The sequence below is a fragment of the Cytobacillus massiliigabonensis genome, from assembly GCF_900199725.1.
In the GTDB taxonomy this organism is placed as follows: Bacteria; Bacillota; Bacilli; order Bacillales; family Cytobacillaceae; genus Cytobacillus; species Cytobacillus massiliigabonensis.
In genome coordinates, this window is sequence record NZ_LT904904.1 from 1,147,082 (window position 1) to 1,161,581 (window position 14,500).

Here is a 14,500-nt window from a genome sequence, read left to right on the forward strand (position 1 = left end):
AAAGGAGTTTGTACATGGTTCAGAAAAAGGTAGTTTTTATTACCGGTGCGGCACAAGGCATCGGTTATGAAATAGGGAAAAGATTTGCAGCCAATGGTGCTGCAATTGTTTTAACAGATATCCAAGAAGAGTCTGTGAAACGAGCGGCAGAAAAATTACAGAATGAAGGCTGCAAAGCCATTGGCTTAAAATGCGATGTTACTTCTGAAGAAGATATTAATTTCTGTTTTCAAGAAACCGTTCGGCTTTTCGGCAGACTTGATGTTCTCATAAATAATGCAGGGCTTCAGTATGTGTCAATGATTGAAGATTTTCCAACAGAAAAATTCGAATTTCTTATCAAGGTTATGCTCACGGCTCCTTTTATTTCAATCAAACATGCTTTGCCAATCATGAAGCAGCAAAAATTTGGACGGATTATTAATATGGCATCGATCAATGGATTAGTAGGTTTTGCAGGAAAGGCAGCATACAATAGTGCGAAGCATGGGGTAATAGGGTTAACAAAAGTGGCGGCATTAGAGACAGCGGAAATGGGGATTACGGTTAATGCCATTTGTCCGGGCTATATTGATACACCACTTGTCCGCAATCAGCTTAATGACCTTGCAGCAACGAGGAATGTTCCTATCGATAAGGCTCTTGAAGAAATCATATTTCCGTTAGTTCCTCAAAAGAGGCTGTTAACAGTTGAAGAGGTTGCTGACTATGCTATTTTTCTGTCAAGTGAATCGGCAAGAGGCATAACAGGTCAAGCAATCGTTATTGATGGAGGATATACGGTTCAGTAAATGAGAAAATGGGTAGATGAATTGATGGAATGTGGTTGTGGGAAAAATTATTAATAGGACAAAAAAAGTTCAGAGTCGTATGGCTCTGAACTTTTTTTTAGGTTCTTTTTTCGTATACTATGCTGCTTTTTTAAACAAATAATGACTGTCATGCACGATAGTAGCCTATATGACATAATCTAATTCGAAAAAGGATTACAAGGTGAATTTCCATGTTACAAGATAATCGAAATAAGCCACGAAATGATCGTTTGATCCAAAAAAATTATAGGTTGATATTGTTGAGGGAACAGTTATGAAAGTATGTAACAATTCCTGTTATTAATCAATTGTTAGGGGAGGATGCATGAGCATGAGCCAGGGCTACCCAGTCTACCCTTATCTTGGTGTTATACAAAAGGTCGTTCAACAGCCAATTGCCTTTCCACCCCAGCATCAAGAACAGAAACCGGGCTTGGAATGGGCGATGGTTCCACGGCCCATATTTGACTATGCAGACTTTAAAGGCAGTGGGAAACTGCAGGGAAAAGTAGCACTAATTACAGGAGGGGATAGTGGGATTGGACGTGCGGTAGCAGTAGCTTTTGCCAAAGAAGGGGCCGACTTGACCATTGTCTACCTTAATGAGGAATACGATGCGATGGAGACAAAGCAATATGTTGAACAATTTGATGTCAACTGTCTTCTTATTCGAGGTGACCTCCGTACCCCTTCAACTTCAGCACTTGCAGTAAAAAGTACGATCGAAAAATATGGACGCTTAGATATAGTGGTAAATAATGCTGCTGTACAGCCATACACAAAAGATATTATGGATGTATCAGATGAACAACTTGAAGATACGTTTCGAACCAATGTGTTCCCATTGTTTTATATGACAAAAGCCTCCCTTCCATATTTGAAAAAAGGCAGTTCAATTATCAATACGGCCTCAAGAGTTGCTTATGAAGGAGATAAAAATGTCATTGACTACTCTGCTTCAAAAGGAGCTGTAGTAACCTTCACCCGATCAATGGCATTATCACTAGCAGAAAAGGGGATCCGTGTAAATGCTGTCGCTCCGGGTCCTGCATGGACACCTCTAACCGTAAGCACATACCCCGCAGAACATGTAGCTACACTTGGCACAGATATACCAATGGGACGGGCTGCACAACCATTTGAAATTGCCCCAGCATTTGTGTACTTAGCTGCAAATCATTCATTTTATGTAACAGGTCAAACAATCCATGTGAATGGAGGAATTATTCTCTATTCTTAAATAGAGAAGGTTCTGAGTACATTTTAAGTTATGTTCTGGTGACCATACCCAGTGAAGAACTTAATACTTCAATTCAGTTATTAATTATTGCTTCAAGGAACAAATACTCGTTTTCACGCATATACTATCTATTACATTTCCCGTCAGGATGAGCCCCCTTGCATCTTGGCGGGAAATTTTATACAATAGCAATAAAATATTAGCTAACTGCCACGATAAGGAGCAGTAGTGGTGTCGAATCCTTTTTAGAGAGCTGACGGTTGGTGCAAGTCAGCAGGAAGCATCATGAACTCGCCTTTGAGCAGCAAGTGTGAAAGACTAGTAATGCTTGCCGTTTTCCGCGTTAAGGATGAATGAAGCGAATGACTTTTGTCATTAATGTGGGTGGTACCGCGGGAGATTCATACATAATCCTCTCGTCCCTATTTTGGGATGAGAGGTTTTTTTATTACTGCTAAAAAATGCAGTTCAAAATTGAAGTCAGAAAGCAGTCTAGCTTCGGACGCCATCGGCGATAAGCAGGCGCCTACGCATTCTGGCATTAGGAGGAAAAGACAATGAGCTTCAATCACCAGAAGATTGAAAAGAAGTGGCAAAATGTCTGGGAAGACAGTAAAACCTTTAAGACAAGTGAGGATAAAGGGAAAAATAAATTTTACGCACTAGATATGTTTCCATATCCATCTGGTGCAGGTCTTCACGTGGGACATCCAGAAGGCTACACAGCAACAGATATTCTTTCCCGTATGAAGCGGATGCAAGGATTTAATGTTCTTCATCCAATGGGATGGGACGCATTTGGATTGCCAGCTGAGCAGTACGCATTGGATACAGGAAATGATCCGGCTGAATTTACGGAGCAAAATATTAATACATTCCGACGTCAAATTAAAGCATTAGGTTTTTCTTATGATTGGGATCGTGAAGTGAATACGACTGATCCTGAGTATTACAAATGGACGCAATGGATTTTCTTGAAGCTTTATGAAAAAGGGCTTGCTTATATTGATGAAGTAGCGGTTAACTGGTGCCCGGCACTTGGAACTGTACTTGCTAATGAAGAAGTAATCGATGGAAAAAGTGAGCGTGGCGGACATCCAGTTGTACGTAAGCCAATGAGACAGTGGATGCTGAAAATTACAGCATATGCTGACCGCTTGCTTGAAGATTTAGATTTATTGGATTGGCCTGAAAGCCTTAAAGATATGCAGCGCAACTGGATTGGCCGCTCAGAAGGTGCTGAGGTTACATTCCAAATTGAAGGGCACGAAGGAAACTTTACTGTATTTACAACCCGCCCAGACACCCTTTTTGGTGCAACGTATGCAGTGCTAGCTCCAGAACATGTTTTAGTCAATGAAATTACAACAGATGGTCAGAGAGAAGCAGTTAATGCGTACATCGAAAAAATCCAAAGCAAAAGTGACCTTGAAAGAACAGATTTGGCAAAAGAAAAGACCGGTGTATTTACAGGTGCCTATGCAATCAATCCAGTAAATGGCGAAAAAATGCCAATTTGGATCGCTGATTATGTATTAGCTAGCTATGGAACAGGTGCGATCATGGCAGTTCCAGGACATGATGAACGTGATTATGAGTTCGCAAAGCAATTTGACCTTCCGATTATTGAGGTAGTTTCCGGCGGAGATGTTCAAAAAGAGGCATACACAGGTGATGGCGAGCATGTAAACTCAGGCTTCTTGAATGGAATGAACAAAGAAGACGCGATTGAAAAAATGATTGCATGGCTTGAGGAAAAAGAGATCGGGACGAAAAAGGTAACCTATCGTCTTCGTGATTGGCTTTTTAGCCGTCAGCGTTACTGGGGAGAGCCGATTCCGATCATTCATTGGGAGGATGGCACAATGTCAGCTGTTCCAGAAGACCAGCTTCCATTAATCCTTCCAAAGACAACAGAAATCAAGCCGTCCGGTACAGGGGAATCTCCACTGGCGAATATTGAAGATTGGGTAAATGTTGTTGACCCTGAAACTGGTAAAAAAGGCCGCAGAGAAACGAATACAATGCCGCAATGGGCTGGCAGCTGCTGGTATTATTTACGCTATATCGATCCGAAAAACACAGAAGCCCTTGCAGATGCTGAAAAATTAAAAGAATGGCTTCCAGTTGATATTTATATTGGCGGAGCAGAGCATGCGGTGCTTCACCTTCTATATGCGCGCTTCTGGCATAAGGTTTTATATGATATCGGTGTGGTTCATACGAAGGAGCCTTTCCAAAAGCTATTCAACCAAGGGATGATTCTTGGAGAAGGAAATGAAAAAATGAGTAAGTCAAAGGGGAATGTTGTAAACCCTGATGATATTATTGAAAGCCATGGTGCAGATACACTTCGCTTATATGAAATGTTTATGGGACCATTAGATGCTTCGATTGCCTGGTCAACAAATGGATTAGATGGATCAAGAAGATTCTTAGACCGTGTGTGGCGTTTATTGGTTGAGGAGAATGGGGACTTAAATCCGAAAATCCAAGCTGCTGAAGAAGCAGGCGACTTAGAGAAGATTTACCACCAAACGGTGAAAAAGGTTACAGAGGATTATGAAGGATTGCGTTTCAATACCGCTATTTCACAATTAATGGTCTTTATAAATGAAGCGTATAAATCAACTGTTCTGCCAAAGAAGTATATTGAAGGATTTGTGAAATTGCTGTCACCGATCACACCTCACGTTGCAGAGGAGCTTTGGGAAAAGCTTGGCCATAACGGTACGATTGCTTATGAAGCATGGCCAGCATTTGACGAAGCAAAACTAGTGGATGATGAAGTTGAAATTGTTATTCAGATTAACGGAAAAGTGAAGGCAAAGCTTCGCGTTCCATCTGATGCCCAAAAAGATGTGCTTGAAAAAATCGCTATGGATGATGATAAGGTGAAAGAGCAAATTGATGGGAAAACCATCCGTAAAGTAATTGCGGTACCAGGGAAACTAGTTAATATCGTGGCGAACTAGAAAAGCGGAAGCGGCTTGCTCACCCCCGACAAGCATAAGACGAGCTGGAATGAAGGTTGTCCTTTAACCTTCAAGCCAGATTGGCTTATGACCTCGAGGGGGTAGCCACTGAAGCTGGCCAGAGAAAAGCGCAGGCGACTGATCAGAACATCCTCCGATTGTGTTTTCGGAGGATGTTTTTTACAATAGGGAGATAAATAAATTTAGAAGGGATTTTTTAAATGGAATCAATCGAAATCATTACAACAGATGAATTAGAGGAAAAAATTGCTGCCGGTGAAAAGCTGGAGCTTGTTGATGTAAGAGAAGATGAAGAAGTAGCGCAAGGGATGATCCCTGGTGCTAAGCATATACGTATGATGACCATTCCTGAAAATCTTGATTCCTTTGATAAAAATAAGGAATACATTTTTATTTGCCGTTCTGGCGCACGCAGCGAAAATGTTTGTCATTACATGCAAGACCAAGGATTCAAGGTTAGAAATATGATTGGCGGGATGCTGAATTGGTCTGGGGAAACAGTGAAGCCTGAAAAGTGAGGATCATTCTTCTAAGAAAAAGAACAGACTGCTAGGTATGGCAGTCTGTTCTTTTTCTTAATAAGTATCTAATTTTAATTCTTTCACATCCTCAATAAATAATTTTGAAGCTAATGATAATGTTTTGTTTTTATGATAAACAAGATAAAAAAACCTTTCATCATGAAAGTCCTTAATTTCGTACATATGAATTAAATTGGCTGAAGCAAATTCTTGTGCAGCTATTTCTGAAATAATGGAGATTCCTATATTTTGTTTAACAAACTGGATCAAACTATTGCCAGAATCCGTATGGACGACTGTATGTAAATGTTCCTTTGAAATCTTTTTCTTTTCTAAAAACTTATTTAGTAGTGACCTTGTACCAGAATCTGAGCTTCTCATAATTAGAGGATGCTTAATGATTTCCTCTAAACAAACGGGTCCATTAAATTCTAGTTCTTTAGAAGTAATTAATACTAATTTTTCTTTTTGAAGTGGAAGATAGCAAAGCTTATCATTTTCATATTTTTTTCCTAGAATACCAATATCTACAGTTCGATCCAGAACATGTTCTACGACCCTTTTTGATGAGGATTCTGAGATATGAAAAGAAATATTTGGATGAACATGATTGAAATGTTTAATTATACTTGGAATGATAAAGGAGCCAGGAACAGAGCTTGTAGCAATTTTTACAATTCCGCGAAAGTCCATCATTTCCCTCTTTAGATCAAGCAATGCCTCATCTTTTAATAGTAAAATTTTTTGTGCCCAATGATGTAATCGTTCCCCATGCGGTGTTAGTATTGTATCTCTTCCATCCCGGTCAAAAAGCTTGAGGTTTAAACTTTTCTCTAATGCCTTAATATGTGAGCTGACTGTTGATTGGCTTAAAAAAACGTCATCAGCTGCTTTCGAAAAGTTTTTATGCTCGACAACCTTCGTAAAAACAAATAATTGGTGCAAATCCATTTCCTGCACCTCCTATCTCATTGATAATATCGATTGAATCCTATATATGATATCAATTAATTGTATTTATATAAGAATACCATTTCTATATGAGATAAGGGTGTGAAGTTTTGTCCAAAATTAAAAACTTAATACGATAAGAGGAAACGGGCAATTAAAAGGAAGGGAATACTTCTAATGTAAATTAATTATAAAATGACTAAATATTGACTATTCAGTTAATAATGATTCTAAAACACTGGAAAGGGTGAGGGGTCTTTGATTCAGGTCAAATTATTTGATCAAGAGCATGAGAAAGATCTCGAGTTGGAAATGAATCGATTTTTACAGAAAATAGAAGAGAAAAAGCTGCTCGATATTAAATATAATGTGGCAGCTGTTCATGAGGATGAAGATGAGCAGATTTACTGTTTCTCGGCAATGATTATTTATCGGGCATAAATGAGTGGGTTACGATCACTTGTAGTGATCGTTATTTTTTTTGCTTCTTCCTAAAATGGGTATTTTAATAAAATGAGGTCACTTAAAAGGTAAGTGTGCCGAATATGGTAATAAATACAAAAATCGGTCACATAAAATTTTATGTGACCTCAAAATACATATCCATAATTATTTTTGGTTTCGCGCTGTCAGTGCCGCATTGATTCCAGCGAGCCTCCCTGTTACAAGTGCAGAGGTGATATTGTATCCGCCAGTATAGCCGTGAATATCAAGAATTTCTCCGCAAAAAAACAATCCCGCCATTAATTTTGAAGCCATTGTTTGCGGCTCGATTTCTTTGACGGAAACGCCACCGCCGGTAACAAACGCCTTCTCTAATGGAAGTGTTCCATTAACTTGAAACTGAAATTTTTTACAGCTACTCACAAAGCTTCTCAGTTTTTCATTTGAGATGGTTCCTCCTTGAGCAGAAGGGTCAATATTTCCGCGCTCGAGCAGGAACAATAAATATCTTTCAGGTAAAAAGCCTTTTAAAAGATTTTTGATGCTTTTCTTTGGTTCATCTTTAATAAGCTTATATATTTCCTGGAGCAATGGTTCTTCTTTTTTATCAGGGATAGCATCAAGACTCATTGTAACCTCACGTAAGTCCCACTTTTTCATCGCTTTAACGACAAATTGGCTGCATCGTAACACGGCAGGACCGCTGACACCAAAGTGGGTGAAAATCATATCCATCCGATGTGTAATCAAGGATTTGCCTTTTGGATTCAATACACTTAATGCTGCACTTCTTAAAGATAATCCTTGCAAAGTTTTTTCCTTAATAAAAGGTTCAGCGGATGTGACTGGTACTTCTGTTGGAAATAAATCGGTTATCGTATGACCGCCCTTTTTCGCCCATGCATACCCGTCCCCTGTAGAGCCTGTATGTGGCACAGACTTACCGCCGACAGCAATAACGACTGAATCCGCCTCATATACTTGCCCATTTTTTAATTCAACCGAATGAACTTGTCCGTTTTTATAATGGACATCACTAATCGGACAATTCGTTTTGATCTCTACCTTTAAATCCTTCAATCTTGTAAGCAATGCATCAACAACAGATTGTGCTTTATCTGTAACAGGAAACATCCTGCCGTGATCCTCTTCCTTAAGCTGAATCCCAAGCTTTTCGAAAAATTTGATGATATCTTCATTGCTAAAAAGGGAAAAGGCACTGTACAAAAAGCGGCCGTTCCCTGGAATGTGCTTAATTATTTCATCAACTGGCAGCCGGTTAGTCACATTGCATCTGCCTCCGCCTGAAATGGCTAACTTTCTGCCTAACTTGTCCCCTTTATCAATAAGGAGAACTTTTGCTTTGTTTTCAGCCGCACCAATGGCTGCCATCAACCCTGAAGGGCCGCCGCCAATCACTATTACATCATACTTCAATTTTTTCACCAACTTATTTCATCCTTAATTTACTTTACAATTATAAACGATTCGCATTGAAATACATAATATGCAAAAAAATTCTTGAGTTTAAATTCTGCTAATTAAACTGATTCACTATCTATTCGAAAATACGATACATCATCATCGATACCATAGATAGATTGAATTTATTTTGTAAAACGAATTCATTATAATTGGGAGGAAAGCGCTTTAATTTTATATATATTCCGCTTTTTTATATAAAGGTGGTGTCAAATGGAAAGTCACATGTCAGTGGATATCACTTATGATGCCGGCCCAACGGGGTGTGGAGAGCTAATAATGAATCTATTTTTAACGATGAGGAAAATGGAAGAGGGGGAAATCATTAAGGTAATCTCGTATGATCCTGGCGCACGTGAAGATTTGCCTGCATGGTGCAGAATGCAGAACCATGCACTGTTAAACCGGATTGATGAAGGGAATATCAGCCATTATTTTATTAAAAAAGGAAAGTAAGCTTAGATCTATTATCTATTTAAGTCAATTAACATTTGGGAGGAATCATCATGTCAGGAAAATTTGCAGTGAGTATTACAAGTGCTAAAAATGATACAGATAAAGCAACGGTTGGATTTGTAGTTGCCAACGCTGCAGTTGCTTCTGGTCAGGAAACAGTCGTTTTTTTAAATGTTGAAGGTGCGTTTTTAGCTGAAAAAGGATATGCAGAAGATATTCACGAAGAAGGCTTCGCGCCATTAAAGCAATTAATGGATCAATTTGTTGAAGCTGGAGGAATTATTTGGGTCTGCAGTCCTTGCTACAAAAAGAGAGGATTATCAGAAGATAATCTAATTGAAGGCGCGACAATCGTCGGAGGAGCTAGATTAGTAGAATTCCTAACACAAGGTGCCGCTTCAATTACATACTAATTCTCTGTTAGGGGGCCGCTCTTATGTTAAATGCACATGCCGTTTGCGATGGTGGAGATCTTGATTGCGGATCGGGTTTGCTGCTAATTATTAATAAAAGTATGAATCCTCTTGATCCCGGACAAGTTCTGGAAATTAGAAGCAGAGAAAGTACAGTTGCTGATGATTTACCAGCATGGTGCCGAATGGTCAAGCATGAATTTATCGGATCAGAACCAGGTGAGAATACGGTTAGGTATTTTGTGCGAAAAGGTCAAAGTAAATCAGCATTAGAGAGTGATCTTACGGCTGCAAAAGGGTACAAATGGAATGTTCGGGTGCAAGGGGAAAAGGATTTAAAGGCTAAAGTGTTTGCAAGAAACCATCATTTCTACTCAGGACAGCCTGCGGAATTTAGTGCACGTGTGGATGCGCCTAGTGCAATCGATTATTTTATTGCTTCCCTTGCTTCTTGCTTAACAGTTGGCTTCAAAGCGCATGCTTCAAGAAGGAATGTCATTGTTGACCAAATAGAGCTTTCTCTTAAAGGCTCCATCGAAAATATTCTTTCTCATATGGAAATTGAAGAAACGGGAGGTCCGAGTATACATCAGGTTTCTGGTACTTGCTATGTATCGTCCGCAGCTGAAGAAGATTTATTGAAGGAGATTTGGCAAATTACTTTAAATAAGTCGCCTATCTATCAAACTTTGAAAAAAGCAGTTGAAATTGAACTGACATTTTCAATTGTTTATTAGGGGGGAAATCAAATGAAATCAACAATCTTTCCTACTTCTGTCATCGGCAGCTGGCCTAGATCAGTCGAAGTGCAGAAGGCAATGAGAGAAAAAAGAGCAGGAAGAATGACAGATGAAGCATTTCAAGCAGTTGCGGATCAAGCGGTTATTGAATGCCTTCGTCTGCAAGAAGCAGCAGGTGTAGATATCGTATCTGACGGAGAGCAAAGAAGAGATAATTATATTTCGTTTGTTGCTGAGCATTTACATAATGTGAAAATGCTAACGGTCTCTGAATTGCTAGAATACATTGATGATAAAGCAAGTTTTGAGGAAATCCTTGGTACATTGGATGTTCCTGCCTTTTCCCTATCAAATCCAGCGGCTGTAGGGAAGATTAGCCGGAAAAAGCCGCTTGCATTAAATGACTTTCAATTTCTAAAAAAGCACACAGATAGAAAAATAAAAGTCACGCTTCCAGGTCCTTATTTATTAACGAGATCCATGTGGGTTGAAGGGCTATCTGAAGAAGCTTATCCAACGAAAGAAGACTTAGCGATCGATATTGTAAGCGTTTTACGAGAAGAACTGGAAGATCTAATTGGTGAAGGCGTCGATTTTGTACAATTCGATGAACCTGTGCTGACTGAGCTCGTATTCACACAAAAGAATGCCAATCGCACATTTATGTGTGGAGCCTTGACTGCAAAAGCAGATGCTGAGGTAGAAATTGAATTTGCTCTTCAGTTAATGAATCAGGTTATGGAAGGAATGCGGGGAAGAGGAACAAAAATTGGGGTCCATATTTGCCGAGGAAATTGGAGCAGAGAAGATGATATTCTTCTAAGAGGTCCATATTTCCCGCTTATCCCTTATTTATCAAGAGTAGATATTGATCAGCTTATTCTTGAATATGCGACACCAAGGGCTGGGGAAATTGAGGCAATAAAGGAATTCACTCATGCTGAGATTGGATTTGGCGTTGTGAACCCTCGAACGGAAGAGGTTGAAACCGCAGAAGAAATTGTTGAGAAAGTCAAACAATTATTAAAGCTCATACCGGCTAATCATATCTATTTAAATCCAGATTGCGGGTTTGGCACCTTTGCACAAAGACCGATGAATAGTGAAGAGATTGCTGTTCAAAAGCTTAAAGTGATGAGTAAAGCAGCAAATTTATTAAGAGAACAAATTAAACAGCAAGTTTAAGATAATGCTGAATAGAATACCTTAAGAAGAAGTCAGTTATATCACTGGCTTTTTTTCGTGTTTATGATTATTTCTTCCTGCAAGGCGATTTTTATTAGCTCTAAGTAGAAATCCTGTAAGAAGAAGAGTAGAATACAAATAGTGTGCAAAAAAAATAGCAATAATTATTTACATACATGTATTTTCCGAAAGAATGATCTTTTGCTACGATAACTTAATGGTGGAACGCAGCACAGCTGAAGCCTCTTTATAATAGGGCTTTTACTGGCAAAGTTCAGCGCTTTTTTGAAGGGGAATGGGGTTCTATGTCATCAAAGCTTTTAAGGGGTACTTTTATAATGACCCTTGCGACAATTATTTCAAAAGTACTCGGGTTATTTTATGTAATTCCTTTTTATCATATTGTAGGGGAAGAAGGGAATGCGCTTTATTCTTTCGCCTATATTCCATATACAATTTTCATTAGTTTAGCAACAGCAGGCATACCTGCCGCGGTTTCAAAATTCATTTCAAAATATAATGCATTAGAGGAATATGCAGTAGGCAGGAAGCTATTTAAATCAGGACTAGTAGTGATGTTATGTACGGGAATGATATCCTTTCTATTCCTTTATTTTCTAGCTCCCTCGTTAGCTGATTTTATTATTCCTGATAATGTGGATACGAGTGTGAAGGATGTAGCGACTGTTATTAGAGCAGTGAGCTTTGCGTTAATTGTTGTTCCTTTTATGAGTTTGATTCGGGGCTTCTTTCAGGGACACCAATCGATGGGACCTTCTGCTTTATCACAGGTCATTGAGCAAATTGTTCGTATTGTGTTTGTTCTTGCAGGTGCCTTTATTGTTTTATATATCATGAAAGGTAGTCTTGTTCAGGCAGTAAGTGTAGCTACCTTTGCGGCATGTATTGGCGCAATCGGTGGTCTAGCGGCACTTTTTTGGTATTGGTATAAAAGAAAGCCTTATTTAGATGGACTTTTATTAAATGATAAAGGCACGATGGATATTTCTTTAAAGGATATGTACAAAGAAATTGTTGTATATGCCGCGCCTTTTATTTTTGTAGGTTTATCTGGTTCTCTTTTCCAATTTATTGATCAGCTGACTTTTATCCGGACGATGGCAGAAATTGGCTTAGCAGATCAAGCAGTATCATCCTTTGCCGTTTTAAATTTCCAGACTCATAAGCTGGTTATTATTCCTGTTTCTTTGGCTACTGCCTTCTCTTTAACACTTGTTCCAAGTATTACGAAAGCATTTGTTGAAAAGGATCGTACGAGTTTAAATTATCAATTGAATCAAGCATTTCAAGTGCTGTTATTTCTAACGCTTCCGGCAGTTGTTGGACTTTCCTTATTGGCAGAGCCTATTTTTACATTATTTTACGATCACAATGAGCTTGGAACAGAAGTGCTTAGAACCTATGCGCCAGTGGCAATTCTTTTTGCCTATTTCTTAGTTACGGCGGCAATTTTACAAGGAATCAATGAGCAGCGTTTTACCGTGCTTAGCTTGCTTGTTGGATTACTGCTTAAATTGAGCTTAAATATCCCACTAATCAAGCTGATGGAAACTCAGGGAGCTGTAGTCGCAACTGCGATAGGCTATGCAGCGGCTATCTTGATTAATTTAATTGTGATAAAAACATATGCTAAGTATCCTTTCAGGCTTGTCCTCAGAAGAGGGATCTTGATTGTTATTTTCACTGCGCTGATGTTTGCAGGTGCAGGAATCACGTATAAGGTTCTTACACTTTTCTTATTGCCATCAGCCAATTTGCAGGCATTCATCATCGTTGCCATTTGTGCAGCAGTTGGTGCAGGAATCTACTTCTATTTAAGCTTTAAAACAAAACTCGTCTATTTCTTATTTGGGCAAAAGGTCGATCGTCTATTGAAGAAGGTCAGATTGCGAGGATAATGGGACATAAATATTTATTAAGGTTTCACACAGCCAACTAATCTTCAATAAAAGAGGTGATGTTATGAGAATTGATAAAATGCTTGCCAATTTAGGCTTTGGAAGCCGGAAGGATGTTAAGCAGCTTTTAAAGAGCGGAGCTGTTGAAGTCAATGAGCAGAAGGTGAAGGATGCGAGTAAGCATGTCGATCCGGATAAGGATGTTGTGACAATAAACGGAGAAGAAGTGGTGTATAAAGAGTTTATTTATTTAATGATGAACAAACCACAAGGAGTGATCTCCGCAACGGAGGACTCGCAGCATGAAACGGTTTTAGATATATTGGAGCCCGAGGATATCGTATTCTCTCCGTTTCCTGTCGGTAGGCTTGATAAAGATACAGAAGGGCTGCTGCTGTTAACAAATGATGGGCAGCTTGCCCATCGCCTTTTATCTCCGAAAAAACATGTGCCGAAAACATATTTTGCTGTTATAAACAGTGAAGTAACGGAAGAGGACATTGCAGCTTTTAAAAAGGGTGTCATTTTGGATGATGGATATGAAACAAAACCAGGTGAATTGAAGATTATTAAATCCGGTTTGACATCAGATATTGAATTGACGATTACTGAAGGAAAATTTCATCAGGTGAAAAGAATGTTTGAGGCGGTTGGGAAGCGAGTCATTTATTTGCAAAGGATATCAATGGGACCGCTTCAGCTGGATGAAACCTTGGAGCTTGGTGAATATCGTGAATTGACAGAAGAAGAACTAGAAAGCTTAATGGAATATGAAGTCAAATAAAAATCGCCTAGATTGGCGATTTTTTTCATACTATTTTTTGTTAACAATCGTAATCTTGGATCCTCACTTCAGACATCAGACCTCATATGAGATCAGTGTACGAAAGGGAAATTATGATGACATCTTTACCTTCTTTTTTGTAGTCGTCCATTTTCCTCGACTCGGGCTTTTCACTAAGTCGTTGTAAACAAGAACATTTAAATCTCTCTGAATGGTGCGAGGAGTAATACCAAATTCCTCTACAAGCTCTCCCGTTGTTACAGTTCCACGCTTATTAATAAACATGTAGACGGATTTGATACGGTTTAACATCCGGTTAGTCGAAGGTTTCAAAAAACCACTCCCTATCCTTTTTTCAAACCAATGGCAAATTCCTGCAACTGACAGTCCATTGAAGAACCTATGTCCTTCAAGCATATGTAGTTTTCTTTTCCTCAGCCAACTCCTTTGCAAATATCAGATGTTTTTTCAAGGGATGTCAATCTTATCTTTATTGTACTCCTATTTTTTGATAATTTCTACTTTATTAAAGAATTTACACCATATTCATAAACTTT

The 14,500-nt window shown here is 38.9% G+C and carries 14 protein-coding genes and 1 other annotated feature; of the genes, 11 read left to right on the top strand and 3 right to left on the bottom strand.

The annotated features are described in order from the left end of the window. Window positions 1–14: 14 nt before the first annotated feature. The 4 genes from C1726_RS16810 (at window position 15) to C1726_RS16825 (ending at window position 5,566) form a co-directional block, all read left to right on the top strand. On the top strand, window positions 15–791 hold the full coding sequence (locus tag C1726_RS16810) for a 3-hydroxybutyrate dehydrogenase (RefSeq protein WP_102274204.1): 777 nt from the start codon (window positions 15–17) through the stop codon (window positions 789–791). A 346-nt stretch (window positions 792–1,137) separates the two neighbouring features. Further along, entirely contained in the window at window positions 1,138–2,052 is a 915-nt protein-coding gene (locus C1726_RS16815; RefSeq protein ID WP_407642033.1) for an SDR family oxidoreductase, read from the top strand. A gap of 203 nt (window positions 2,053–2,255) precedes the next feature. Continuing rightward, window positions 2,256–2,479: a binding site (T-box leader), on the top strand. A gap of 130 nt (window positions 2,480–2,609) precedes the next feature. Beyond that, window positions 2,610–5,027: a leucine--tRNA ligase gene (leuS, locus tag C1726_RS16820; protein WP_102274206.1), complete on the top strand. Its 2,418-nt coding sequence runs from the start codon at window positions 2,610–2,612 to the stop codon at window positions 5,025–5,027. Window positions 5,028–5,248: 221 nt separating this feature from the next. After that, the gene (locus C1726_RS16825; RefSeq protein WP_102274207.1) at window positions 5,249–5,566 is read left to right on the top strand and encodes a rhodanese-like domain-containing protein; all 318 of its coding nucleotides are present in this window, start codon (window positions 5,249–5,251) and stop codon (window positions 5,564–5,566) included. A gap of 57 nt (window positions 5,567–5,623) precedes the next feature. Here C1726_RS16825 and C1726_RS16830 read toward each other — a convergent pair whose 3' ends face one another. After that, window positions 5,624–6,520: a selenium metabolism-associated LysR family transcriptional regulator gene (locus C1726_RS16830; RefSeq protein ID WP_102274208.1), complete on the bottom strand. Its 897-nt coding sequence runs from the start codon at window positions 6,518–6,520 to the stop codon at window positions 5,624–5,626. Between the two features lie 258 nt (window positions 6,521–6,778). Between C1726_RS16830 and C1726_RS16835 the strand changes: the two genes are divergently transcribed. Continuing rightward, window positions 6,779–6,961, top strand: coding sequence for a sporulation protein Cse60 (locus C1726_RS16835; protein WP_053477376.1), 183 nt, complete (start codon window positions 6,779–6,781; stop codon window positions 6,959–6,961). Window positions 6,962–7,129: 168 nt separating this feature from the next. On the opposite strand, the gene C1726_RS16840 is transcribed toward C1726_RS16835, so the two are convergent. Beyond that, window positions 7,130–8,401, bottom strand: a complete 1,272-nt coding sequence (locus C1726_RS16840; RefSeq protein WP_102275837.1) for a BaiN/RdsA family NAD(P)/FAD-dependent oxidoreductase — start codon at window positions 8,399–8,401, stop codon at window positions 7,130–7,132. A gap of 258 nt (window positions 8,402–8,659) precedes the next feature. Here C1726_RS16840 and C1726_RS16845 point away from each other — a divergent pair, with 258 nt between their 5' ends. The 6 genes from C1726_RS16845 (at window position 8,660) to C1726_RS16870 (ending at window position 13,943) form a co-directional block, all read left to right on the top strand. Further along, a complete protein-coding gene (locus C1726_RS16845) occupies window positions 8,660–8,902 on the top strand; it encodes a sulfurtransferase TusA family protein (RefSeq protein WP_180968232.1) in 243 nt (80 codons plus the stop codon). A gap of 50 nt (window positions 8,903–8,952) precedes the next feature. Then, window positions 8,953–9,315, top strand: a complete 363-nt coding sequence (locus C1726_RS16850) for a DsrE family protein (RefSeq protein ID WP_053477373.1) — start codon at window positions 8,953–8,955, stop codon at window positions 9,313–9,315. A gap of 23 nt (window positions 9,316–9,338) precedes the next feature. Continuing rightward, on the top strand, window positions 9,339–10,052 hold the full coding sequence (locus C1726_RS16855; protein ID WP_102274209.1) for a sulfurtransferase TusA family protein: 714 nt from the start codon (window positions 9,339–9,341) through the stop codon (window positions 10,050–10,052). A 12-nt stretch (window positions 10,053–10,064) separates the two neighbouring features. Then, entirely contained in the window at window positions 10,065–11,240 is a 1,176-nt protein-coding gene (locus tag C1726_RS16860; RefSeq protein ID WP_102274210.1) for a cobalamin-independent methionine synthase II family protein, read from the top strand. Between the two features lie 305 nt (window positions 11,241–11,545). Next, on the top strand, window positions 11,546–13,159 hold the full coding sequence (locus C1726_RS16865) for a putative polysaccharide biosynthesis protein (protein WP_102274211.1): 1,614 nt from the start codon (window positions 11,546–11,548) through the stop codon (window positions 13,157–13,159). Window positions 13,160–13,223: 64 nt separating this feature from the next. Continuing rightward, window positions 13,224–13,943, top strand: a complete 720-nt coding sequence (locus tag C1726_RS16870; protein WP_102274212.1) for a pseudouridine synthase — start codon at window positions 13,224–13,226, stop codon at window positions 13,941–13,943. 111 nt (window positions 13,944–14,054) lie between these two features. Here the strand turns inward: C1726_RS16870 and C1726_RS16875 are convergent, their stop codons facing one another. Beyond that, window positions 14,055–14,276: a DeoR family transcriptional regulator gene (locus tag C1726_RS16875; RefSeq protein ID WP_053477612.1), complete on the bottom strand. Its 222-nt coding sequence runs from the start codon at window positions 14,274–14,276 to the stop codon at window positions 14,055–14,057. Between the last annotated feature and the right edge of the window lie 224 nt (window positions 14,277–14,500).